The sequence below is a fragment of the Ferruginibacter sp. genome (assembly GCF_049840995.1).
In the GTDB taxonomy this organism is placed as follows: domain Bacteria; phylum Bacteroidota; class Bacteroidia; order Chitinophagales; family Chitinophagaceae; genus Ferruginibacter.
In genome coordinates this window covers 671774-696343 of sequence record NZ_JASGIP010000006.1, presented here as the reverse complement: position 1 = coordinate 696343, position 24570 = coordinate 671774, and the positions used below count along the sequence as shown (strand labels likewise).

General features: G+C 42.8%; 24 protein-coding genes. 13 read left to right on the top strand and 11 right to left on the bottom strand.

All coding sequences use genetic code 11. The features are described from left to right. Nucleotides 1–113 precede the first annotated feature (113 nt). The 4 genes from QM738_RS18130 to QM738_RS18115 are packed head-to-tail and all read left to right on the top strand — an operon-like array spanning nucleotide 114 to nucleotide 1699. Entirely contained in the window at nucleotides 114–293 is a 180-nt protein-coding gene (locus tag QM738_RS18130) for a hypothetical protein (RefSeq protein ID WP_462278146.1), read from the top strand. Next, nucleotides 283–423 (top strand): hypothetical protein, encoded by a 141-nt coding sequence (locus tag QM738_RS18125; protein WP_462278145.1) that lies wholly within the window; start codon nucleotides 283–285, stop codon nucleotides 421–423. Before QM738_RS18130 ends, QM738_RS18125 begins: the two co-directional genes overlap by 11 nt. Further along, on the top strand, nucleotides 423–734 hold the full coding sequence (locus tag QM738_RS18120) for a hypothetical protein (RefSeq protein ID WP_462278144.1): 312 nt from the start codon (nucleotides 423–425) through the stop codon (nucleotides 732–734). Before QM738_RS18125 ends, QM738_RS18120 begins: the two co-directional genes overlap by 1 nt. 2 nt (nucleotides 735–736) lie before the next feature. After that, the gene (locus QM738_RS18115; protein WP_462278143.1) at nucleotides 737–1699 is read left to right on the top strand and encodes an MFS transporter; all 963 of its coding nucleotides are present in this window, start codon (nucleotides 737–739) and stop codon (nucleotides 1697–1699) included. A gap of 95 nt (nucleotides 1700–1794) precedes the next feature. Here the strand turns inward: QM738_RS18115 and QM738_RS18110 are convergent, their stop codons facing one another. Continuing rightward, on the bottom strand, nucleotides 1795–2499 hold the full coding sequence (locus QM738_RS18110) for a hypothetical protein (protein ID WP_462278142.1): 705 nt from the start codon (nucleotides 2497–2499) through the stop codon (nucleotides 1795–1797). Nucleotides 2500–2749: 250 nt separating this feature from the next. Here QM738_RS18110 and secA point away from each other — a divergent pair, with 250 nt between their 5' ends. The 5 genes from secA (at nucleotide 2750) to QM738_RS18085 (ending at nucleotide 10592) form a co-directional block, all read left to right on the top strand. Continuing rightward, nucleotides 2750–6076: a preprotein translocase subunit SecA gene (secA, locus tag QM738_RS18105; RefSeq protein WP_462278141.1), complete on the top strand. Its 3327-nt coding sequence runs from the start codon at nucleotides 2750–2752 to the stop codon at nucleotides 6074–6076. Between the two features lie 191 nt (nucleotides 6077–6267). Beyond that, nucleotides 6268–7098 (top strand): TonB-dependent receptor, encoded by an 831-nt coding sequence (locus tag QM738_RS18100; protein WP_462278140.1) that lies wholly within the window; start codon nucleotides 6268–6270, stop codon nucleotides 7096–7098. 25 nt (nucleotides 7099–7123) lie between these two features. Further along, entirely contained in the window at nucleotides 7124–9067 is a 1944-nt protein-coding gene (locus QM738_RS18095) for a TonB-dependent receptor plug domain-containing protein (protein ID WP_462278139.1), read from the top strand. 72 nt (nucleotides 9068–9139) lie between these two features. After that, on the top strand, nucleotides 9140–10030 hold the full coding sequence (locus QM738_RS18090) for an SAM hydrolase/SAM-dependent halogenase family protein (protein WP_462278138.1): 891 nt from the start codon (nucleotides 9140–9142) through the stop codon (nucleotides 10028–10030). Between the two features lie 19 nt (nucleotides 10031–10049). Continuing rightward, nucleotides 10050–10592, top strand: coding sequence for a hypothetical protein (locus QM738_RS18085; protein WP_462278137.1), 543 nt, complete (start codon nucleotides 10050–10052; stop codon nucleotides 10590–10592). A gap of 3 nt (nucleotides 10593–10595) precedes the next feature. Here QM738_RS18085 and QM738_RS18080 read toward each other — a convergent pair whose 3' ends face one another. From QM738_RS18080 to QM738_RS18055, 6 genes are all read right to left on the bottom strand, one after another. Beyond that, nucleotides 10596–10898: a hypothetical protein gene (locus tag QM738_RS18080; protein ID WP_462278136.1), complete on the bottom strand. Its 303-nt coding sequence runs from the start codon at nucleotides 10896–10898 to the stop codon at nucleotides 10596–10598. Between the two features lie 43 nt (nucleotides 10899–10941). Next, nucleotides 10942–12237, bottom strand: a complete 1296-nt coding sequence (locus QM738_RS18075; protein WP_462278135.1) for a HupE/UreJ family protein — start codon at nucleotides 12235–12237, stop codon at nucleotides 10942–10944. An 88-nt stretch (nucleotides 12238–12325) separates the two neighbouring features. Continuing rightward, a complete protein-coding gene (locus QM738_RS18070; RefSeq protein ID WP_462278134.1) occupies nucleotides 12326–14041 on the bottom strand; it encodes a DUF3500 domain-containing protein in 1716 nt (571 codons plus the stop codon). A 141-nt stretch (nucleotides 14042–14182) separates the two neighbouring features. After that, nucleotides 14183–14878: a LytR/AlgR family response regulator transcription factor gene (locus QM738_RS18065; protein WP_462278133.1), complete on the bottom strand. Its 696-nt coding sequence runs from the start codon at nucleotides 14876–14878 to the stop codon at nucleotides 14183–14185. Beyond that, nucleotides 14875–15948, bottom strand: coding sequence for a sensor histidine kinase (locus QM738_RS18060; RefSeq protein ID WP_462278132.1), 1074 nt, complete (start codon nucleotides 15946–15948; stop codon nucleotides 14875–14877). The genes QM738_RS18065 and QM738_RS18060 overlap by 4 nt, the downstream gene beginning before the upstream one ends. Nucleotides 15949–16046: 98 nt before the next feature. Continuing rightward, nucleotides 16047–17144, bottom strand: coding sequence for a pyridoxal phosphate-dependent aminotransferase (locus tag QM738_RS18055; RefSeq protein WP_462278131.1), 1098 nt, complete (start codon nucleotides 17142–17144; stop codon nucleotides 16047–16049). A gap of 139 nt (nucleotides 17145–17283) precedes the next feature. On the opposite strand from QM738_RS18055, the gene QM738_RS18050 reads away from it, so the two are divergent. After that, nucleotides 17284–18456 (top strand): THUMP domain-containing class I SAM-dependent RNA methyltransferase, encoded by a 1173-nt coding sequence (locus QM738_RS18050; protein ID WP_462278130.1) that lies wholly within the window; start codon nucleotides 17284–17286, stop codon nucleotides 18454–18456. Nucleotides 18457–18537: 81 nt separating this feature from the next. Here QM738_RS18050 and QM738_RS18045 read toward each other — a convergent pair whose 3' ends face one another. Together QM738_RS18045 and QM738_RS18040 are read right to left on the bottom strand one after the other, a co-directional pair. Next, entirely contained in the window at nucleotides 18538–19305 is a 768-nt protein-coding gene (locus QM738_RS18045) for an NYN domain-containing protein (protein WP_462278129.1), read from the bottom strand. A 32-nt stretch (nucleotides 19306–19337) separates the two neighbouring features. Further along, nucleotides 19338–19964 (bottom strand): Pr6Pr family membrane protein, encoded by a 627-nt coding sequence (locus QM738_RS18040; protein WP_462278128.1) that lies wholly within the window; start codon nucleotides 19962–19964, stop codon nucleotides 19338–19340. A gap of 198 nt (nucleotides 19965–20162) precedes the next feature. Between QM738_RS18040 and QM738_RS18035 the strand changes: the two genes are divergently transcribed. Both QM738_RS18035 and QM738_RS18030 read left to right on the top strand, forming a co-directional pair. Continuing rightward, nucleotides 20163–20774 carry an energy transducer TonB gene (locus QM738_RS18035; RefSeq protein WP_462278127.1) on the top strand — a complete coding sequence of 204 codons (612 nt, stop codon included), beginning with the start codon at nucleotides 20163–20165 and terminating at the stop codon, nucleotides 20772–20774. 40 nt (nucleotides 20775–20814) lie between these two features. Continuing rightward, on the top strand, nucleotides 20815–21138 hold the full coding sequence (locus tag QM738_RS18030; protein ID WP_462278126.1) for a hypothetical protein: 324 nt from the start codon (nucleotides 20815–20817) through the stop codon (nucleotides 21136–21138). 98 nt (nucleotides 21139–21236) lie between these two features. On the opposite strand, the gene QM738_RS18025 is transcribed toward QM738_RS18030, so the two are convergent. Beyond that, nucleotides 21237–22118, bottom strand: coding sequence for a DUF6263 family protein (locus tag QM738_RS18025; RefSeq protein ID WP_462278125.1), 882 nt, complete (start codon nucleotides 22116–22118; stop codon nucleotides 21237–21239). A gap of 83 nt (nucleotides 22119–22201) precedes the next feature. Beyond that, entirely contained in the window at nucleotides 22202–23434 is a 1233-nt protein-coding gene (locus QM738_RS18020; RefSeq protein WP_462278124.1) for an isocitrate dehydrogenase (NADP(+)), read from the bottom strand. 210 nt (nucleotides 23435–23644) lie between these two features. Between QM738_RS18020 and QM738_RS18015 the strand changes: the two genes are divergently transcribed. Beyond that, nucleotides 23645–24505, top strand: coding sequence for a hypothetical protein (locus tag QM738_RS18015; protein ID WP_462278123.1), 861 nt, complete (start codon nucleotides 23645–23647; stop codon nucleotides 24503–24505). Nucleotides 24506–24570 lie beyond the last annotated feature (65 nt).

Below are 24570 nucleotides of genomic sequence, written 5' to 3'. Positions count from 1 at the left end.
GGATGGTAAAGGGTTTAAAGAATGATTAACAATTTTTTTCGGGGTTGAATTACGTATAATTGGGTATTGCTTACGGCAGTGCATAGCGTTATATTCACTTAAAATTTTAAGGAATGCAATCATTATTGAATAGCAGGATGGACCATTTACTGGATGTAGTGGACGAACCATGGATCGTTGAACACGGCAGGGATATTATAATTTTATCCGTAATGGCATTGGCGGCGCTTGCGGCGATAATCGGTATTTTTATATGGATGAAAAAAAGAAAAAAGCGGAGCAGTGGTGTTTAATACCATTTTACTGGATGGTATTCCCGAAGAATTGGGCACAGCGATCGGCCTGGTATTTTTTGCAGTAGTGATACTGACCTTGTTATTATTGATACATTTTTTTCTTAAAAACAAAAACAGGAAACCCTGATGCCGGTGTGGTTTTATTTTTTGCTTACATTGATCATCGAGTTGCCGGTGGTATGCGTTTTCTTTAAAGAAAGATGGAAGTATGCATTGCTGATCGGTTTTTTACTGAATTTATTTACATGGCCGCTGCTGAATATCCTGCTTTTTTATACTGGTATCAATGTAAATATTTTAGAGCTGGGTGTGGCCATAACAGAAAGTATCGGGTTTTATCTTTTAATGCAATGCAACTGGAAAAAAGCGCTGGCACTGGGTTTTATCGCCAACGCCCTTAGCTATGGCATCGGTTTAATTCTAAACAACTATATCTAAAAGTGCGTCAAAACCATCAACCATCAACCTTCAACCTTCAACCCCTTCTCTGGGGCTTACTGCACGGCATAAACGATTTTGCAGCCGGCTTTATGCTGGCCCATTATACTTATCACCACGATAATAACAGCAGCTTTTTATTCATTGTTATTTACTCGATCATTGGTTTTGGTGGGCAATTGCCCGTTGGCTTGTGGTTAGATAACAAAAAACAATTGCAGCCTTTTGCAATGGCAGCCGTTACTTTATTACCATTATCGATCCTTTTGTTTTTTATCCATGCCGAAACGGCGATCATTATTTCCGGCATCGCATCCGCATTGGTGCATGTAACCGGTGGCGCAGTATGTTTACAGGTACATGAAAATAAAACCGGTCCGCTGGCACTATTTACTGCACCGGGCGTACTGGGTTTAACGCTGGGCGGCTTGCTGGGCAGGTTCTCCATCATCAATTTGTGGATGGCTGTTATTGCTACAGTAATTGTCGCAGTACTCATTCTTAAAAATGAGTTGCCCGCTTATCAGTCTCCTGCCAAAAAAACAAGCGAACTGGATGCACACGATCTTATCATGCTGGGCATATTACTGCTGATGTGTTTCCGCTCTTTTGTTTTTGATATCATTAATCAGGTAGCTTACAATTACGAAAATGGTATTGCCATCATTGGTATCAGCGCTTTTGCAGGAAAAATTATCGGTGGTTTTGTTGCAGATAAGATCGGCTGGAAAAAATTTGTATACATCAGCCTGCCTATTGCATTACTGTTGTTCCAGTTTGGTAAGGAAAATATTTACGCCCTCGCATTCGGTATTGCCTGCCTGCAAAGCAGTGTGCCCATCACTTTATTATTAATGAGCAGGAGCCTGCCTTTGTATCCCGCCACCGCAACAGCTTTAAGCCTGGGCACTTCCATAGTATTTGCAGGCCTGCCGGTTTACCTGGTCAGCGAAAAAGAATTTTAACAGACGGCTTCAATAACAACTGGCTTACTGCAATCGTCTTTATAGTGTTGCTTGTATGCTGGTTGCTGGCAGACAGGTTGCTGCTGCGCAAAACATTATTGCGTTAAAGGTAAGTTGACCGTTTTTAGTGTATGCCTTACTGATATATCGCCGCCTTCGCTGGTATTTTGCTGCAGCGGGATGGTGCGGTACAAAGTGGCCGACAGTTCCAGTACTTTGCCTTTCTGCCTTTGCAGTTCTTTTGCCGGTACTGTGATGAAGTTGCCTTTATCCGATGCAGTATGGGTAACAGTAAAACTGCTGTCGCTGTTATTGGTCGATAATTCTATATAATCATTATCCTTCAACGCTGCTGTTTCAAAATTTATCACCAGTGGCTTGCTTTTAGCGGCGGCAGCGGGCACCCCTGTCAATGTAAAATGTTCAAAAGAGAAACTGTTCTCCAGTTTTTTATTTTCGATGGTATTAAAAACAATGCTGTGACTTCCATAGATCTTATTGGCTTCAACATACTTCCGGTAATAGGCGCCGCCGTATTTACTGCTGTCGACCGGTAAATTGCTGCCGTCAAATTGCACCCCGGCGGGGCTGTTCAACACCAGGGTTGTGCCATTCTTTCCGGCAAAACGGAACTGGCAGTACAGTTCGGCATTTGCATCGCCTTCGTTGTAACTAAAGCTGTAATGCTGGTAAATCTTATCCTGGGCCACGTCTTTACTATTGCCGATCTCGTTGCTGGAACAGGCTGTAATACTGCTTGCTGCAACTATTAAAACCAGTGCTGATTTGCTTTTGAGCATATAATGGGTTTTTACTTTATACCATTGATGGCCAAAGGTTAGTTAACTAAAACCTAAAGCTTTATCCGGTTCCTTTCCGGTGCCAAACTCCCTCCAAATTACTCCCAACTATTGCCTACCTTTGCCAACCCGGTAAAAGGGGGTGATCGATGCTGTCAATTTGGCTCTAAACAGGTTTTCAGCACCATATTTGACAACACAATAGTCTTTATTATTAATTATTTATACAATACCCAACAACACTGAATCTATGTTAGGCATTATTTCAAAACTATTTGGCGGCAGCAAGAGCGAGAAGGATGTGAAGAAGATATCACCGCAGGTAGAAAAGATCAATCAGTTCTTTGCCCAATACCAGTCTTTAAGCAATGATGCATTGCGGGGCAAAACTGCTGAGTTCAAACAACGTATTGCTACGCATCTTAACGCCATTGATAAAGAGATAGCGGATAAAAAACAGGCGGCAGAAGATCTGCCTGTTGCGGATATCAGCAATCGTGATGTGCTTTATAAAGAAGTGGATGAACTGAAGAAGAGCAGGGATAAAAAAATTGAAGAGATACTGGAACAGATCTTACCCGAAGCATTTGCCGTGGTAAAAGAAACCAGCCGCCGCTTTAAAGAAAATGAAACAATGGTGAGCACTGCCACCGAACTGGACAGAACACTGGCGGTTAAAAAAGATCATATCACCATCGACGGCGATAACTCCATTTATAAGAACAGCTGGACGGCAGCCGGCGGAACAGTGACCTGGAACATGGTGCATTACGATGTACAGTTGATAGGTGGTACCGTACTGCACTCCGGTAAAATTGCCGAGATGGCAACCGGTGAAGGTAAGACCCTGGTGAGTACCTTACCCGCTTACCTGAATGCACTAGCAGGCGAAGGGGTGCACGTGGTTACGGTGAATGATTACCTGGCACGCAGGGATAGCGAATGGAACGGACCCATATTTGAATGGCTGGGTTTAAGAGTGGATTGTATTGATAAACACGAACCCAACAGCGATGCCCGCCGCAATGCCTACAACGCAGATATTACTTATGGTACCAACAACGAATTTGGTTTTGATTACCTGAGGGATAATATGGTGCATTCACCCGACGAAATGGTGCAGCGCAAGCCGCATTTTGCCATGGTGGATGAGGTGGATAGCGTATTGATTGATGATGCCCGTACGCCGTTGATCATCAGCGGACCGGTGGGACACAGTGATAATACACAACAGTTCTTCGACCTGAAACCACGTATTGAAAAACTGGTGGATGCACAACGCAAAGCCGTGAACCAATACCTGATAGAAGCAAAAAAGAAAATTGCAGAAGGCAACGATGATCCAAAAGATGGCGGCCTTGCTTTAATGCGTGCCCATCGTGGTTTGCCCAAGAACGGCGCTTTGATCAAATTCCTGAGCGAACCGGGTATCAGGGTAAAACTGCAGAAGAGCGAGAATTATTATTTAGCCGATCAGCAGAAAGAAATGCCGAAAGTGGATGCGGAATTGTTCTTTAATATAGATGAAAAGAACAACCAGGTGGATCTTACGGATAAAGGTATCCAGCTGATCACAAGGGCGGGTGAAGATCCTAATTTCTTCATCGTTCCTGATATTGCCACCAAATTGTCGGATATAGAAAAAAGCAGTTTGGGCGCCGAGGATAAATTACATGAAAAAGAAATACTACTGAGCGATTACGCTTTAAAAGTAGACAGGATACATACCGTACAGCAATTATTAAAAGCCTATACTTTATTTGATAAGGATGTGGAGTACGTGATCATTGACGATGCAGTAAAGATCGTGGATGAACAGACAGGCCGTATCATGGAAGGACGTCGCTACAGCGATGGTTTGCACCAGGCGCTGGAAGCAAAGGAAAATGTAAAGATCGAAGCCTCTACACAAACTTATGCTACGGTTACATTGCAAAACTATTTCCGTATGTACCACAAGTTGTGCGGTATGACGGGTACAGCCGAAACAGAAGCAGCGGAATTGTGGAGCATCTATAAACTGGATGTGGTAACCATTCCTACAAACGTGAAGGCTATACGAAAAGATGAACAGGATCTTGTTTACAAAACAAAGCGTGAAAAATACAAAGCAGTTATTGATGCCATTGAAAAATTACGCACCGAAGGAAGGCCTTGCTTAGTGGGTACCACTTCTGTAGAAGTAAGTGAATTGCTGGCAAGGATGCTGAAGCAAAAAAATATTCCGCACAATGTATTGAATGCGAAACAACATGCTAAGGAAGCACAGGTGGTTGCCGAAGCAGGTTTTGCAGGTGCTGTTACCATTGCTACCAACATGGCGGGTCGTGGTACGGATATCAAGCTGGGCCCTGGTGTAAAAGAAGCCGGTGGTTTGGCAATACTGGGTACGGAGCGTCATGAAAGCCGCCGTGTGGACAGGCAGTTGCGTGGTCGTGCGGGAAGGCAGGGTGATCCCGGTAGCAGCCAGTTCTTTGTAAGCCTGGAAGATGACCTGATGCGTATGTTCGGTAGCGAGCGTATTGCAGGGCTGATGGACCGTATGGGTTATAAAGAAGGGGAAGTGATACAGCACAGCATGATCTCTAAATCCATCGAAAGGGCGCAGAAAAAAGTAGAGGAAAATAACTTTGGTATCAGGAAGCGCCTGTTGGAATATGATGACGTAATGAACAAACAACGTACCGTGGTATATGGTAAACGTAACCATGCGTTGTTTGGCGAACGTTTGGCACTGGATCTTGATAATGCTTTCTATTCAGTAGCGGATGGCTTGGTAAATTCATTTAAAGAAGGCAATGATCATGATGGTTTCAAACTGGCCGTGATCGTGAACTTTGGTATCGATACTGCTATTACAGCAGAAGAACTGAATAAAGATGATGCGAATCATTTAGCAGAGCGTTTGTATACCGAAGCCATTACACAATACCGCCAGAAGGCAGATGCGATGGTGCAACAAACATTGCCGATCATTAAAAACATCCGCAAAGAGCAGGGTAACCATATTGAAAATGTAGCCGTACCATTTACCGATGGTAAAAAAGGTATACAGGCATTGGCCAACCTGGATAAATACATTGCAACCGAAGGCCGTGAACTGAACAATGCATTGGAACGCAGCATTACCCTGGCATTGATAGATGACGCCTGGAAAGAGCACCTGCGTGCAATGGACGACCTGCGCCACAGTGTGCAGACCGCCAGCTACGAACAGAAAGATCCGTTGGTGATATATAAGATAGAAGCATTTGGAGCCTTTAAGCAAATGGATGATGAAGTGAACAAGAATATCGTGAGCTTCCTTTGCCATTGCGGTATACCAATGGAACAGCAGCAGCCGGGTCATTTAAAAGAAGGCCGGGAAACCAAGACCGACCTGAGTAAAATGCGGGCCAATAAAGCTGAGATCGATGCAGCAGGCGATGACTATGCGGCCAATGAAAGAGATTACTATGATCCATCCGAAGGAGTGAAACAGGCGCCGGTAAAAGTAGAAAAAATGCCGGGTCGCAATGATCAGTGTCCTTGCGGCAGCGGAAAAAAATATAAGAACTGTCACGGCAGGGAAGCATGATCTGACGCCCCCGTCTGATCATGTTACAACCGCCCCGGCTTGCCGGGGCGGTTTTTTATTGGTACCTGCTGCCGTTCATTCAATGAAAGCTACACTACAGTAATTACACGGTATAATTCCTCATTTTAATTGATTAGTTTTACGCAACTGCTTGCTTCTTCTTTTAAATCAAACCAAAACAATTTTATTTTATGAGAAAATTATTATTATCCCTCACCTTAATTTTCAGTAGTTATTTGGTCTTTGCACAGCAAACGGTAACGGTTACCGTAAAAGATGCCAAAACCGGCGACCCGGTCACCAGTGCATCGGTTGTGGTAAAAGGCAGCAACAAAGGCGCTTCCACCAATAGCGATGGCGTATTTACTTTGCAGGCAAAAACAAATGATATCTTAGAGATCACCAGTATTGGATACAAACCCCAAATGGTCAAGCTTACCGGTGCAGCAAGCATTACTGTATTGCTGGAGGCTGCTTCGCTGGACCTGGGTGATATTGTAATTATCGGAACCCGTGGCGCTGCCAGGGCCAAGACCGAAACTGCCATACCCGTTGACGTTATAAAGATCAACCAGGTGGGAACACCTACTGCAAAAATGGATTTCACTTCTATATTAAATACCAGCGCTCCTTCCTTCAACTATAATAAACAAAGCGGTGCCGATGGAGCAGATCATGTTGACCTGGGTACATTGCGTGGCCTTGGTCCGGATCAGACATTGGTGCTGATAAACGGCAAACGCCGCCATGCCACTGCATTTGTAGCCTTATTTGGTACCAGGGGCCGTGGTGCATCGGGTACCGATCTGAATGCTTTTCCGCAGGCGGCTGTGGACAGGATCGAAATATTACGTGATGGCGCTTCGGCACAATATGGTAGTGATGCCATGGCTGGAGTAATGAATATCATTCTTAAAAAAGAATATCAATCACTGGAACATCAATACAGGCTGGGCAGGCTATTGGGATACCAAATTCAATACGGCCAAATTCAACCAGGGCAACCAGTATTATTCCGGTAATAAAATTGATGGTGGAACATTTACTTTGTCTGCCAACAATGGCTTTGCAATAGGCAAGAGCGGTGGCTTCATCAATCTTTCTTTTGATTATTTAACACAGGGAAAAACTTACCGCCAGGTGGATACCACCAATTGGCAATCGGATAAGAATGCACTGCCTTATATCAACAGTGGCCGCCGTGCCTTTGGTGATGGCTCAGTAAAAACTTATGGCGGTATGTACAATATGGAATTGCCTATCATCGGTACCAAAACAACTTTTTATTCTTTCGGTGGCGCCAATTCAAAAGAATCAGACGCATTTGCATACACCAGGAATTTGAGTGCAAGGCCTAAAAGGTTTCCCTCCAACACCAGCGGTGTACCTATTTATGTGCCTTCTATCATGCGCATCTCCAACGATGGAGAAACGTATTATAACCCCCATATCCTTACCAATATCAACGATGCTTCCATTGCGTTGGGCTTCCGTGGTGTAAGTGCAAAAAACTGGAATTGGGATGTGAGCCTGACAGATGGTAAAAATGATTTCCAGTATTTTGGCGATAAAACATTCAATGCCTCATTGGTAGGTAATGTAGATAAAACTTATTTCATTGATGGCGGTTTCCGTTTCAGGCAGGCTACTATCAATGTGGATATGAGCAAAGCATTTAAATCAGTAGCGAGCGGGTTGAATATCGGTTATGGTGCAGAATTCCGCAGCGAGAAATACAGTATCAATGCCGGTGAAGAGGCTTCTTATGCAGCATATCCCAACAACTACGATCTTGCACCGGGTGCACAGGGCTTCCCTGGTTTTAGTCCGCTGGATACTATTAAAACATCCCGTTACAGCTTCAGCGCTTATGGCGATGCAGAGCTGAATGTTACCAACGCATGGCTGGTGGATGGTGCTGTAAGGCTCGAAACTTATTCTGATTTTGGATCAGTAGCAACTTTTAAATTAGCAAGCCGTTATAAAGTGGCGGATAATTTTAATTTGCGTGGTTCTGTAAGTACAGGTTTCAGGGCACCTTCACTGGCACAGATCAATTTCAGTAATACGTTGACTTCTTTCAGCAATGGCAGCCTGGTGCAATCAAGAATATTGCGCAACGGCGATCCTATCACCAAAACAATTGGCATACCCGATCTTAAAGAAGAAACTTCTTTGAATGCAAGTCTTGGTTTTGCGTGCAAACCTGCAACTGGCTTTACACTTACTGTGGATGGTTATATGATAAAAGTAAAAGACAGGGTGGTATTGTCCGGTTTATTCAGCCAGGGCGATCCATCATTGCCTGCAGATTTCAATAATGCATTGGCAGGTTTAGGTGTATCTACTGCACAGTTCTTTACCAATGCGGTTAACACCACCAATTATGGTTTGGATATAGTGGCAGATTATTCAAAAAGATGGGCAGGCCACAGTTTTAAAGCATTGCTGGCAGGCAATTTCCAGAACATTACTTTAGATAAAATAAATGTTCCTGCTGCATTAAGCACAACAGAATTAAATAAAAATACTTTTTACAGCGACAGGGAAATTGCTTTCCTGAAAGCATCTGCACCTAAAGTAAAATTCAGTTTGAATTTTGATTATACCTGTAATAAAGTAGGCGTGGGTACGCACTTTACTTATTATGGCGGCATCAAATTATTGGGCTTTGGCGATTCAACCCCGGACAACCCGTATAACTCCGGTATCAATCCGCAGGTACCTTCGGATGCAACCGGCGATTTAGTGCCTGAAGTATTTGATTACAAAGGAAAACTGGTAGCTGATGTTTATGCTTCTTATAAATTCTCTAAAAATGTAAGCATTTTTATTGGTGCAGATAATGTGTTGAATACGCATCCCAACCTGGGTGTGAACCAATTGGCTAAAGGATGGGCTGGTGATAATGAAAGCGGCGGACCATGGGACAGTGTGCAGATGGGCTTTAACGGAAGAAAGATATTCACCAAACTTACTTTTGATTTTTAAAAAAGATCTATAAACAAATGAATAGCGAAGACATCTTTTGTAAGATGTCTTCGCTATTTAAAAATGAATTTTATGAAAAAGCTATTGGTATTATTCCTGCTGTACTGCAATTGTTCTTTTGCACAAAACAAGATCGTGGTCTTTCAGTCTGATTTTGGATTGAAGGATGGCGCTGTATCAGCCATGAAAGGTGTTGCAATGGGTGTGGACAGCAGTCTTAAATTATTTGATCTTACGCACGAGATACCGGCTTATAATATATGGGAAGCGGCTTACCGCCTGGAGCAGACCGTTCCTTACTGGCCTGCGGGTACCGTATTTGTTTCGGTAGTAGATCCGGGTGTGGGTACCAACAGGAAGTCGGTGGTGCTGAAAACAAAGACCGGTAAATTTATCGTAACACCTGATAATGGTACCCTTACTTTAATTGCAGCATCACAAGGTATTGAAGCGGTAAGGGAAATTGATGAAGCCGTGAACCGGAGAAAGGGTTCGGAAAAATCTTACACTTTTCATGGACGTGACGTATACGCATACACGGCGGCGAGGCTGGCATCGGGCACCATCAGTTTTGAGCAGGTAGGCAAACTGTTGCCCAATGAAATAGTGAAACTGCCTTACCAGGCGGCGGTAATGGAAAATAAAAAGATCAAAGGAACGATTGAAATTTTAGATGTGCAGTATGGGAATATCTGGACCAATATTACGGATGATCTTTTTAAACAACTGGAGGTAAAAGTGGGCGATAACTTTCACGTAGTGATCTGGCAGGATAAAATAAAAAAATACGAAGGCAATATGCCATATACCGAAACATTCGGCGCTGTGGCAAAGGGCAAACCCTTGTTGTACCTCAACAGTTTGCTGCAGGTTTCATTTGCACTCAACCAGGCAAGTTTTTCAGCCGTGCATAAAGTGTACAGTGGCAGCGGATGGACGGTGGAAATAAGTAAAGTGAAATAAATTAATTTTATTGGGCAATATGAAGTCATTGGTATGTTTGATGATTGTGTCGATGATCTGCAAGCCAGGTAAAAGCCAGGATGCAGACCATAAGATCATATACCTTAAAATGATCGAAATAATTACAAAAGAACAAAGGATTAAAAAGCCGGATACTATTTTAATTGCAGATACCATTGCCGACTGGAATCAAAAAGAAAACTATACACTCATTTCTTATTTAGGTAAACGGCAAGACAAGAAAACCAATGATTGGGATACTGTATTGAAAAATTACAATTTTACCCCGCAGAAGGAAGCTGTTAAAAATTATTTTAAGCTGGAAGATATACCAGCCATTGACAAAGTACGGTTTAAGTATACAAGTTGGTTGCCAGCAAATGCTAATATATATTATTATTGGCGGTTGTATTTTTCACCGCTTTACTTTAATGCTGATAATACAAAATGTATTGCAGTAGCCGAATTTTTAATCGGCTGGTGCGGCACCGGGTCAAAAAGAATAATGACCTTTCAAAAAGATGCCAGCGGCACCTGGATAAGGGTGAAACAATTTAAATGATCCTTAAGCGATAATATTAAAGGAGAAAAGTAATGCGGTGATAAACAGCAACGATAATCCCGCCAGGAAAAACAGGTCTGCAATATTTTCCAGCCTGCCGCTTTTACGGATTGAACCCCGGATAGATAAAAAAGAAAGGATACAACTGGCCATAAAAAGAAAGATCGCCACCGTGGTCAGTTCATCAATAACGGTCTTGCCCGATATATTCAACAGCTTCAACGAAGTGAGTACTACGAAACACAATCCCAGTAAATTGGAAGAAGCATTTAAAATATGCGGCGATTTGTCTTTGTTATTATCCATACAAATACTGTTTTGAATAGAACAAAGGTATACAGCCAAAAATTTAATACGCCGTTTGTTTTCTTTTTTTACTTGCAAATAACAATATGGACAGCAGGGCCAGCGCAGCAATACACCATACGGCGTACTGCGACAGGTTTTGCACCCCGGTGCTGATAAAATTCGGTTTACCCGAACTTCTTTCTGCTATCCAGGCCAATGCTGCAATGCCTGATAATACGGCCCCGGTAATGCGCAACCCAGTATAAAAACGGGTCTGGCTTAACAATATCAGCCAGGGAACGATCAATGCAATTACAAAAAGCTGCATCAGTTCAATACCGATATTAAAACCCGCAATACTTAAGGCCATTGCAGCGCCATTTAAATTAAGATCAGCGATCACAGAGGCAAAAGCAAGGCCATGTATCAAACCAAAACCTGCAGCAACATACATTTCCTTACCAGGAAAGAGCGGGTAAACAGCATGGATAGACGAAATTAAAATTGAAAAGGCGATCAGTATCTCCACCGGCTGTGCAGGCAAACGGAACCAGCCCATTGCGCCGGCCAGCAAGGTCAATGAATGGCCAATGGTAAATGCGGTAGTGATCTTTAGTAATCTTACAACACTGTACTTTGTTCCACCAAAACCTCCCCAGCGGTTGCCCTTTGCCAAAAGCATGGCAGGTAACAATAGTGTGAGTAAAAAAAGTAAATGATCAGTACCTTCCTTGATATGTTGCATACCCAATGCCAGCATGCTTTTAAAACCCTTCCACCAGTTACCTTCTTCCAGGTTTATTTGCAGGGGATGGATCACATTGTCTTTCGTATCCCATTTTATTACACCGGCATCGGTAGCCTGCTCACCCGTTTTGCCCGATGCCCAGTCATTGCGGACAGATACAAACGCTGCATGATTATTTACCTGGTGTATGATCACATCATAATCGAACGTAAAATTTCTTGTGCTTACATTGCCCGGTGGTATCATTTCTAATTGCACTACCAGTTCCCAATAGGGAGGCCCGCTTACGGCCTGTTCTCCTTTGGTGACCTGCATCGTTTTTATTTCAACAGCCCATGGGTTCTCCCTGTTCACATAAGGATGAATATGCGCCTTGAGGTATTCTTTCAATTGCGGCCCCAGTTGCTGTACCAGTGTTGACGGATCTTTTGTGATGTCGTGATCAAAAGCCAGCTCCAGTTCACTTAAGGGCAACTGCAGTTCAGCAGCTACTTTACCAGGACTCACATCCAGCAACACAATGGTGGTAGGTGTTTGATGTGCAGCAGCCAATTGCGGCATGCAACCAATAACCATTGCCAGTATAATATAAATTAATTGCTTTTTCATTTTAAGAAAAGATCAACGCACAATGCCCGCAGATAATTCATCCTTGAGCATTGTACGTTGTATATTGAGAATTGAACATTGGATTTTTTTACAGCCCGATATAATCACGGTTATGATCCCTCATCACTGTATGATAATGTATACCCGAAAGCACCACACCATTCTGGCAAATGAATTCTATCCATACACTCGGTCCGTCGATCCTTACATAATCTGTATTGGCATTCAGGAAAGTACTGGCGCTGCCAGGAGTACCGCTGCTGTTACCGGAATAACTTACATAAGTATTGGCCAGTTCATTCTGATAGATCGTCATGAACGAAGCAGCGGAAGCGGCATCCAGGTCATTCACCCAAGGCGCCATTGCTGCCAGTACTTTGGCTTGCGCAGCGGTGCTGAGCGTGCTTACTTTTATTCCCTGTTTGGTGGTAGGGAATGTGTTGGTGGTTGAACCCGGTATCATCAGGCAATCAGAAAATGTAGTGGACAATTTTGCACTGGCCAGTTCAGTGCTGCTGAAAGATGCCAGCATATCCGCCATTACAGATTGTTCCGTAGCCATCGGGCCTGCATAAGTAGTGCCATTGTAGGTGAAGGAGCCTTTTGGTTCCACCGCTTCGTGCAAAGGAGTGATGCTGGTAACCACGCCTGCATCATACGTAATATTCTGTGCATAGTGGTGGCCGCCAAACTGCAGCATCCATTTGCCGGTAGTGCTCGGTGTGCCTAAAAAAGCGATCACGTAATTACCGGAAGAATAACCCGATGCAGTTTGTCCTAAATAATCATCTGCACTTCTTATCATATTGAATTCATCATATCCTTCACCAGTGCCGGTGCCGGATGCGGCCTGTATCAGCGCCAGCGCTGCTGCCTGCTGTGTGCTGCTGAGGCTGCTGAATAATAAACCGTTCCTGCAACTTAAAGCACAAGGCAGATTGCTCCATCTTTTTGCATTGGTTAAATTTAGTGTAAGCACCACCGTTGACTGCTGCGATGTAGAAAGTGTGGCAAGGAATGTGTTGGCCAGGCAAACTACTTTGGCAACACCCGATAAAGAACTACAACTGGCAGTGGTGCTGCTTACAGTTAAGCTGAAGCTGCAGGTCTGCCCGCCGAATGTGATGGCAAATGCTGCTGTACCGGCAGTGGTGGGCGTGCCGCTGATATTATAGGTGATATTACCTGCGCCGCTTGCAAGCGTGCCTGCCACCAGCGTAGCTGTTAAGCCGGTAACACCAGTGGATGTAATTGCTGTGCCTGCTGTATAACTTACACCATTACCACCGGTATAAGGCACACTGGCGGTACCGGTATATGCGGTATTGATAGTGGCAGTGGATGATAATACAGCACTGCTGCAATTAAGCGCTGTAACAGTAGCGCTGGTGGAGCCTGCCGCATTTACAATTAAAGAAAGCGAACAGCTCTGCCCGCCAAAACTGATGGCAAATGCTGCCGTGCCACTGGATGCCGGTGTGCCCGTAATGGTATACACCAGGTTGCCCGTACTGTTGGTAAGTGTACCCGATGTAAGTGTAGCGGTTAAACCTGTAACGCCGGTGGATGTGATTGCTGTACCTGCACTGTAAGCAACGCCGTTGCCGCCGGTATAAGGTACACTGGCTGTGGCATTATATGCAACATTGATAGTGGCGGCCGCCGAAAAAGTGGCCGAAGCACAATTGAGCGAACTGATAGCTGCACTGGCGGTGCCGGTATCGCTGGTATCTTTTTTACAAGCCAGAAAAACACCAATGGTCAACACTGCTGCGGATAGCGGAATAAGGATTCTTTGTTTCATTGTTGTAATTTTAAAATGGTTGAATATGCATCCATCCTGATTACAAAACTGCAATAATAGTTTGCCGCCAAAGTGCTAATTGGGGTAAAGGCACAATTTGTTGTGGTGAATGAAGGGCGGGAGACCTTTTTGTGACAAAGGTCACTTTTTAAAATGAGCGTTGAAGTACTCTTCGTAGCTGCTGCCGATGGGGATCTCTTCGTTGCCGATATAAATGGTTTTATTGCGTACTGCTTCAATGCGGTGCAGGGGCACAATATAGGAGCGGTGTACCCGGATAAATTCATTGCTGCTGAGTTTTTCCATCAGTGATTTCATGGTTAAACGTACTACAACAGGGGATTGATTATGCAGGTGTATCTTGAGATAATTGTCCAGCCCTTCAATGAATAAGATATCCGCCAGCACAACTTTTATCAAACCGTAATCGGCTTTCAGCATCAACGACTTTATCTTTTCTGCTGTACCGGAGTTTTGCATCAGGTTAAAATTTTCGTAAGCCCGCTGCACGGCTTTGCCAAAGCGTTCAGAAGTAAATGGTTTTAAAAGATAATCCAGTGCCCCAAGGTCATAGCTTTCTATTGCATATTCACTGTAAGAGGTGGTGAAGATCAGCATCGGCTTATGATTGAGCGACCTGTAAAATTCCATGCCCGACATAGCGGGCATATTGATGTCCAGCAGTAAAAGGTCAACAGGATTTTTTTCGAGGTATTGCAGGGCCGTACCGGTTCTTGTAAAACCTTTTTCAAATACCAAAAAATCAAACTGTTTACAATAGGTTTCTATTATATCCAGCGCCAGCGGCTCGTCGTCTACAGCAATTACTTTTATCATACCAGTTGCAATGAAAGCATTACCGAATAAGTGGATTCATTTTCTTTTACTTCAATGCTGTGTTTGCCTGCATACAGCAATTTCAATCTTTCTGCAGTATTGGAAACACCAATGCCGGTAGAATCGATAGTGGCAGCCAACGGCACTTTTTTATTGTATACAAACATACTCAATCCTGTATCAGTGATCTGAATAGACACCTGCACGAGGCAATCTTCCACATCTGGATTGACACCGTATTTAAAAGCGTTCTCAATATAAGTAATGAGTATCAGCGGTGCGATCTCCTTATCACCAGCCGTTCCTGAGCAATCAAAATTAACAACTGCGGTATTGCCCAGTCTTGCTTTTTGCAGGTCCACATAGTTGGTGATGTATTCTATTTCCCTGCTCAAAGGAATTTTATAATCATTGGCATCTTTTATCACATACCGCATCAACCCCGAAAGATTGAGGATGGCACCTGGTGTTCTGTCATCTTTTTTTACAGACAAAGCATAAATACTATTCAATGTATTGAATAAAAAATGAGGATTGATCTGCGATTTAAGCGATGATAATTCAGCTTTCAGTTTATCTTCCTTCAATTCCGATAAATGTTCCCTTGTCTTTAATAAAAAAGAAAAGAACACTGCTGAGAAAAATAAAAACAGGTGCCGCCTGAATTCATCAAACACAAAACTTACAATGGAGCGGGGCGCATGACCTGCAGGTTCAAAAAGATCACCATGTGGTGTTGCCGAAGGTGGGGGTGGGTCCCATTTGGCGCCGGGAAAATATTTGCCGACAATATAAGGCAGTGTTAAAGCGAATGATAAAAAAAGCAGTACTGCCAACACATACAGCACGTACTGGTGCCTGAAAAAATATTTAGGTAATAATATATAATAATTGAGATAGAAAAAACAGAGCAATACAAAATTGGCGATGGTATCCTGCGCAAACACTTTTGTAATAGCAAAAGCGGGCTCGCCCGGTGGCCTTACAAATGCCAGTGTGGGAATGATCAAAAAAAGTGTGACAAAAAAGAAATGCGTCAATAAGCCACCCTGTGTTAACTTTTTATCCATGCCCGGCAATTTAAAGCATAAATGTCGCTATTCTTTACCAGCTGTTTTTACCTTTTGGGGTAAACAGTTATTTTTTTGGGGTTGATAGTATCATTTGCTTATTGCCTGCCGGGATATTGTTCCAGCGCTTTTTCCAAACAATCCATTGCCGCATTGATAGCAGTAGTGTTCAATACATACGCCAAACGCACTTCCTGCTTACCCAAACCAGCTGTACCATAAAAACCTGTTGCAGGCGCCAGCATCACCGTTTGATTGTTGTAAGAAAAAGATTCCAGCAGCCATTGGCAGAAGGTATCGCTGTCATCAATAGGCAATTTTGCCATAGCATAAAAAGCGCCACCAGGATTGGGACAAAACACGCCGGGAATTTTATTCAGTCTTGATACAATCGTATCTCTGCGCAGTTTGTATTCGGCCTTGGTGGTATCAAAATAATTATCCGGAAGATCAACCGCCGCCTCGCCCAGTATCTGTGCAAACGAAGGAGGACTGAGCCTTGCCTGCGCCAGCTTCATCGCTGCATTCAATAACTCCTTATTCTTTGTAACAAAAGCGCCGATGCGTCCACCACAGGCGCTGTAGCGTTTACTGATGGTATCCATCAATACCACATGATCGTCCACGCCTTTTAAATGCATGGCGCTGGTATGGGTGCCTTCGTAACAGAATTCACGGTAGGCTTCGTCCGCAAATAGATACAGGTTGTGTTTGATGATGATCTGCTTCAGCACTTCCATCTCGGCAGCGCTGTACAAATAACCGGTGGGGTTATTGGGATTGCAGATAACAATGGCTTTTGTTTTAGGCGTGATCGCTTTTTCAAAATCTTCAATGGGCGGTAATGCAAAACCGGTTTCGATAGCAGAAGTGATGGGCACCACCGTTACGCCGGCTTCCACTGCAAAGCCATTGTAGTTGGCATAAAATGGTTCCGGGATGATCACTTCGTCACCGGCATCCATGCAGGCCATAAAACCAAAGATGATAGCTTCGCTGCCACCGGTGGTAATGATGATCTGCTCAGGCGTTACATCAATACCTACTTTTTTATAGTACTGCGTTAATTTTTTGCGATAGCTTTCATTACCGGCACTGTGGCTATATTCCAGTACTTTAAAATCAGCATGCCGCACCGCATCCAGGCATTGTTTGGGTGTTTCAATATCCGGCTGACCGATGTTGAGATGATACACTTTGGTGCCTTTTTTTTGGCCGCTTCGGCAAAGGGAACCAGTTTGCGAATAGGAGAGGCGGGCATCTGGATGCCACGGTTACTGATTTTTAGCATGGCGCAAAGTTATAGTTATAAGTTATAAGTTATAAGTTTGCAGCATGCAAATTTTTGAGATCAGCAGCCGCATTATTGTTACCTGTAGTAACCGTTTATCGCCTTATTTGGAAAAAGAAATAGCGGAACTGGGTTTTAAACCGGTAAGGGTATTTAAAACAGGTGTGGAACTGAAAGGCAATATGAAGGATTGCATTCAACTGAACCTGAATTTGCGTTGTGCCAGCCAGGTATTATTTTCTATAAAAGAATTCAAAGCATTCGATGCGGATGCACTGTATAAAACTTTGCTGAATGTAGAGTGGGAAAATATCATCGCCCCGGATGGTTATTTTTCTATCACCAGTAATGTAAGCAACGACACCATCAACAATTCTTTATTTGCTAATGTAAAAGTGAAGGATGCCATTGTAGACCGCTTTAGAGAAAAAACGGGCGAGCGCCCCAATAGCGGGCCGCAACTGGATAGAACGGTGATCCATTTATACTGGAAAGATGTTTTCGCAGAATTATTCATTGATACATCCGGAGAAACTTTATCCAAACATGGCTACCGCAAAATTCCTGGTAAAGCGCCCATGCTGGAAAGCCTTGCAGCAGCTACGTTACTGGCCACTAACTGGAACAGGCGTACTGCAGTTATCAATCCCATGTGCGGCTCCGGCACCATCGCTATTGAAGCAGCCCTGCTGGCCACCAACCGCAAACCGGGTTTGCTGAGAAATAATTATGCATTTATGCACCTGGTGAACTATGATGAAAGCATTTACCTGGAAGCATATAAAAAACTGGAACAACAGGTTGTTGAAGTACCAGGATTGAGGATCATTGCAACGGATATCAGTGATGATGCGGTGCATGTTTCAAAAGTTAATGCAGGTATTGCGGGTGTGGAGGATATGATAGAATTTGCAGTATGCGATTTTGAAGATACTAATGTTATGGAAGGACAGAGCGGCATCGTTTACCTGAATCCGGAATACGGCGACCGCTTGGGTGTGGAAGCAGAGCTGGAAATTACCTACAAACGTATCGGTGATTTTTTAAAGAAGAAATGTAAAGGATATACGGGTTATATTTTCACTGGTAATTTAGAGCTCGCAAAAAAAATCGGTCTTAAACCAAAACGCAGAATAGAATTTTATACCAGCAAAATTGACTGCAGGTTGTTTGAATACGAATTGTACGATGGCAGCAGGGAAAAGAAAGGGGAGTAGCTGCAAGCTACAAGGGATAAGTAATAAAATGAGATATCCGTTTTAAAAGCTACTACAAATCTGCCTGCTTCTCCCTTGTAACTATTCCCCTTGCAACTTGTTTCTTACATACACCAGTTTTATCCCCGCCTTATCCGTTTCTCTTTTATCAATTTCAAATTGCGGTAATGATTTTATCAATGGCGTTAATTTTTGAAAACCATAATTCCTCGGATCGAAGTTGGGTTGTTTTTTTAAAACAAGGTTGCCTACATCGCCTAAAAATGCCCAGCCGTTTTCATCTGCAAGGTCGTTGATGGTGGCAGCAATGAGTTTAAGCGTTTCTTTATTTACTTTTTCAACAAAACTTTTTGGTTTGCTTGTGCTCTTTGCTTTTACCGCAACTGTTTCTTCTGCTTCCGCTTCAAATACAGGGATGATCTCCATATAAATAAATTTATCGCAGGCCACAATAAAAGGGTTGGGTGTTTTTTTCTGGCCAATGCCAAATACTTTCATGCCGGCTTCTCTTAATCTTGTAGCAAGGCGGGTAAAATCGCTGTCGCTGCTAACAATGCAAAAACCATCTACGCGGCCAGAATATAAAATATCCATCGCATCAATGATCAGTGCACTGTCGCTTGAATTTTTACCGGTGGTATAACTGTATTGCTGAATGGGTGTAATGGCATTCTCCAGTAAAATATTCTTCCATCCCGAAACAGTGGGCTTGGTCCAGTCGCCATAAATTCTTTTAAAAGTTGGTGTGCCGTATTTGGCAATTTCTTCCATCACGCCTTTTACATTGCTGTACGGCACATTGTCGGCATCTATTAAAACCGCTAAGCGGAGGTCTTTTGCTGTATCCATAGTTTAATATTCAGTATAAAAAAAATAGTCGGTCAAATTGTTCTTGCTGCTCTCTTTTTTGCAATAGCAATAAACAAGGCCGCAATAATAACAAATACAAGGGTCACCATAGCGCTGTTGAATAAAACTTTGTTGTATCCCAACACTGTGACGTTCATAAAAGGATAAGGATACCATTGTGCAGATGGTCCTCTTACAATAGTATAACCAAAGTATGCCAAAGGATAAATGGCCCAGGGTGCGATCAATTTCCATTGCAGGTTTTTCCTTGGAACAAATTTTACCCAGAAAAAAATATACAACACCGGTATAATAAGGTGCAATAATTCATCCACCACCCTGTCCATACCCTGCGGCGCCCATTGAAAACGCAGGATGACATTATAAGTTAAACCAACAATGCTGATATAAACTGCAATGGCAGTAAGTGTGGAAGTGCGTGTAAAAAAATAGTTACCCGTAAAACCTTTAACAGCTACCATGGTAAAACTTATTGCCACCAGTATATTGGTGAGTATGGTAAAATAACTGAAATACCGTACAATGGTTTCTGGTACTGAAGCCTGGCGGTTTACTATGATAAGATAAAACTGGAGTGCCAATGTAAGCCATCCAATAATAGCAGTGATCGTGCAATATAGTTTACAGGAGTTGTTCATGTAAAAGGTTATGCAGTTAAGTTAACACTTTTAATATTAAATAAAACAATATTTATTGATTTACAATCGCATGCAGGGGTAATTAATTCCTCAACCTGAGAAAAAAAATCCTGTTAAAAACACCATTTTATACTTACAAGCCTGTAAAAATGCGGGCGGCATTGTATTTGAAATTATTGGTTTGTAAAAAACTTAATTATGAAAAAGATAACCTCGTATTTATTGATCGTGATGGCGCCAGCCATCATTGTATCCTGTAATAATGGAGATAACAACGATGAAAAAACAATTGCACCTGCCACTGATACCACCAATACAACAGTAGCAGATAATACGAATGCACCAAAAGATAGTAATACCGCTATGCTGCCGGGGCCAAAAGATACACTGCCATTAAAAGTAGTGAAAGGCAAAAATGGAAAACTGGCCAAGATAGTGGTAGTGCTGCCAAAGATCAACAGCAAGGCTGCTATGGATATGGATAAAGAAGGCTATTACAGTAATGTAGAAGTATGGCCATCTTATCCAGGCGGGCAACAGGCGCTGGAAGATTTTTTTGCAAGAAACGTGGAGTATCCACAAACAGCAGCCGATAACGGAACAGAAGGTACTGTGAACATCAGCTTTTTGGTGGATGAAGCGGGTAAAGTTTCATCTCCAAAGATCATAAGTAAACCGATCGGCGATGGGCTGGAAGATGAAGCCATGCGGGTATTCAATAAAATGCCCACCTGGTCGCCGGGAAAGATAAAAGGCAAAAATGTAAAAACGCGTTTCACCCTTCCCGTTAAGTTTCAACTGGAATCATAAAACCTTAGTATAAATCTTTGATCATTAAAAAACACATGTTATGAAAAGTCTAAAATTCCTGGCAACAATCATGTTAGCCACCACACTTGCTTTCACCAGCCCGTTACAAACACATGCATCAGTTGCACCAATAGAAAAAACAACTGATCCAGAAAAAGACGCAAAAACACTGAGCGAAATAACCGCCAGGGTTACTGAGATCCAGAACATGGATAAAAGCAATCTTACCGCTTCCGAAAAAAAGGCTTTGCGTAAAGAATTGATGGAAATGAAGAAAAAAGCCGATGGACTCGACAGCAGGGTTTATTTATCAGTGGGCGCACTCATCATCATTATCCTTTTGTTGATATTGATACTGAGATAAGAAAACAGCACTTTAACGATTTCTGCATATAGGGCTTTGGATAAAAATGCCCCCAACTTTGGGGGCGTTTTTTATATATTGATCAGTGGATCTGTAACCTACTTATTGTTTAAAAAATAATCCATCTTCATTGTCATCGGTACCTTTTGTCCCATCATTTCCATCTCGGCTTTCATGTCAGTTTTATAAGATCCGTTTTGAAGATAACCGTCAGCCATTTTGATCGTCATCATTCCCTTTTGAGTACCCGACATGGTCATATCCAGTGCGATAGGCCCCTGGTTCATCTTGCCTTTACCGTCAATAACACCATCCATATCAATATCCGCCAGGCCATTCTTTACACCTACCAGTTTAAAGGTGATGTTGATCTGCATATCTATATTGGAAATATTCACTTTGTTTTTTGAAGTCCAGGTTTCGCCCACTCTTACCGGCTTATTAGGGTACATGCTGAACATCATTCCGAACATATTATTCACTTGGTCTTTCGAGAACATTTTTTCCATCATTTTTCTACTGGCTTCATCCCCGGCGCTGCCCGCCATCAGGCTGTCAAAACCGGTTACAGCAATGATCTCGTTATTAGGCGCTAATTCCATCATAAAAGATTTGCCGATCATGTTTTTTGTGGCTTGGTTCATTATACTGTCGGTATCAATAGTTTTCGGAATGCTTTTGCCCATATCCATACTCATCTGAAAATTGGTATAGGTAAGCTGCAGGTCTTTTTTGGTACTACTGGTATCCAGTACATGAAAATCCATGCCGGCATCCATATTCATTTTCATATCCATCGCCTGGCCCATCACTTTCATGTTCATCAGCATATTCATTTTAATAGCCTGGTGAAAACTATCATTCTTGCTCAACCTCATTTTTAGCGTATAAGCTTCGCCCGATAAGCCCTGGTGGCACGAAACGATGGACAGGCTGTATAATATTACAAGCAGGAGGGCGGCGGGAAATATCTTTTTCATATAATCAGTTTGATGATACATAAATGTAAACTAAAAGGAGCAACCTTAATAGTTGCTCCCTTTAATTATTCAAAAATTAATTCTTACAATCCCATTTTTGTTTTCAGGTTGGTATCAATGGCATCTAAAAATTCTTCGGTGTATAAATAATGATCACCGTGTTTTACTTTATTACCATGGATACAAACAGCCAGGTCCTTGGTCATTTTGCCGCTTTCCACTGTTTCAATACAAACTGCTTCCAGTGCATTACAAAAATCGATCAAAGGCTGGTTGCTGTCCAGTTTACCACGGAAGGCTAAACCTCTTGTCCATGCAAAAATAGAAGCAATAGGGTTGGTAGAAGTGGGTTTACCTGCCTGGTGGTCGCGATAATGGCGGGTAACAGTGCCGTGTGCAGCTTCTGCTTCCATGGTCTTTCCGTCAGGCGTAACCAGTACAGAGGTCATCAAACCCAAAGAACCAAAGCCCTGCGCCACTGTATCACTCTGCACATCACCATCGTAGTTCTTACAGGCCCATACAAAATTACCGTTCCATTTTAAAGCGCTGGCCACCATGTCATCTATCAGGCGGTGTTCGTACACAATACCTGCAGCATCAAAAGCAGTTTTGAATTCGTTCTGGTACACTTCTTCAAAAATATCTTTAAAACGGCCATCGTATTTTTTAAGGATGGTATTCTTTGTAGAAAGATATAAAGGCCATTTTTTGCTTAAAGCCATATTGAAACAGCTTCTTGCAAAACCGTAGATACTTTCATCGGTATTGTACATCGTCATCGCCACACCATCACCTTTGTAATTGTACACTTCAAAAGTTTGTGCTTCGCCACCGCCTTCGGGAGTAAAGGTCATGGTAAGTTTACCCTTGCCTTTAATAACGGTATCGGTAGCCCTGTACTGGTCGCCAAAAGCATGACGGCCAACAATGATCGGCGCATCCCAGTTGGTAACAAGACGCGGAATGTTCTTAATAACGATCGGCTCACGAAATACAGTACCATCCAGGATGTTGCGGATAGTGCCATTAGGGCTCTTCCACATCTGCTTCAGGTTAAATTCCTTTACCCTGGCTTCATCAGGCGTAATGGTAGCGCATTTAATACCCACGCCATACTGTTTAATAGCATTGGCCGAGTCGATGGTAACCTGGTCATTGGTCTCGTCGCGGTACTTCACACCCAGGTCAAAATATTTTATATCCACATCAATATAAGGAGTGATCAGTTTATCTTTAATGAACTTCCAGATGATTCTTGTCATCTCATCTCCATCCAGTTCTACAACCGGGTTTGCTACTTTTATCTTTGCCATAAGCGTTAAATTGTTTTTTAGGGGATAAAATTAATGAATTAGTGGGGAATATCGTTTTTATATAATTGTAACGGGCTTTTATGCCTTAAAATTTAAAAAACTCCTACGCAACCATTTAAAAAGACTATCCGTCTTACCCGTTATTACACAAACCTTCCCCTGCGTTAAATCGCCCTTTAACAATCATTTTTTAACAATTTCAGAAGGTTTATGAAAAAATTATCTACCCTTATTGCTTCGCTTTTTCTTTTTATCGCAGTAAATGCGCAAACTTATGCAGGAACAGTGGCCCCCAACACATTAAAACCGGGCGATGCCGTGGCTGTTTCCTTTGCGCTAACTACCGGTGCACCTATGGCCGGCCTGTCCATTTATGTGGACGATATAAACGGGACACATGTATTGACCACCAATACTATTTTTGGCGGGCAGGCCTACAAAGCCAACTATACTGTGCCGGCCAACCAGCCAGTACCGTCGATTGTAAATTTTGCCGTAGGCAATGGCACCACCTTTTATGGGGTTGTTTCCAGCGCTTCAGTATTACCGGTAGTGTTTGTAAGCAGCGATGTAAAATTTTCTGCTGCAGAAAATAAAGCCACCATTTCGTGGAAGATCGCACAGAATGACGGTGTAAAAGAATTCGATATCCTGCGCAGCTCCGACGGAAGAAACTATACCAAAGTAGGTACAGTAGCACCCGGTACCAGCCTTACTTACAGTTACGATGATCAATTGGCAACTGCTGTAGATGGTGTTTATTATTACAAAATATCCGGCGTAAGCATGGACGGTGCTGTAAAAGAAACCGCAAGTATGGCCGTTAAGAAAGGCAATAAAAATACCAGGCCGGTAATACTGGGCAACAGCAATGTAAAAAATGTGATCACGCTTTCCGGCATCAATTTAATGGAGTATAAAACAGGCGAAATAAAAGTACTGGATGCAATGGGCCGTAGCTGTGCAGCAACGGTACAAAGCAGCAATACCATCGCAGTAAATAATTTAACCGCAGGTGTATATTACCTGAAAATTAAAGACCTGCCCGCATTGAATTTTATAGCACAATAGGTTGTTGTAGTCCCATAAAAAAAAGTCCCCCTGTGCAATAGGGGGCTTTTTTATGCGATCAGTTA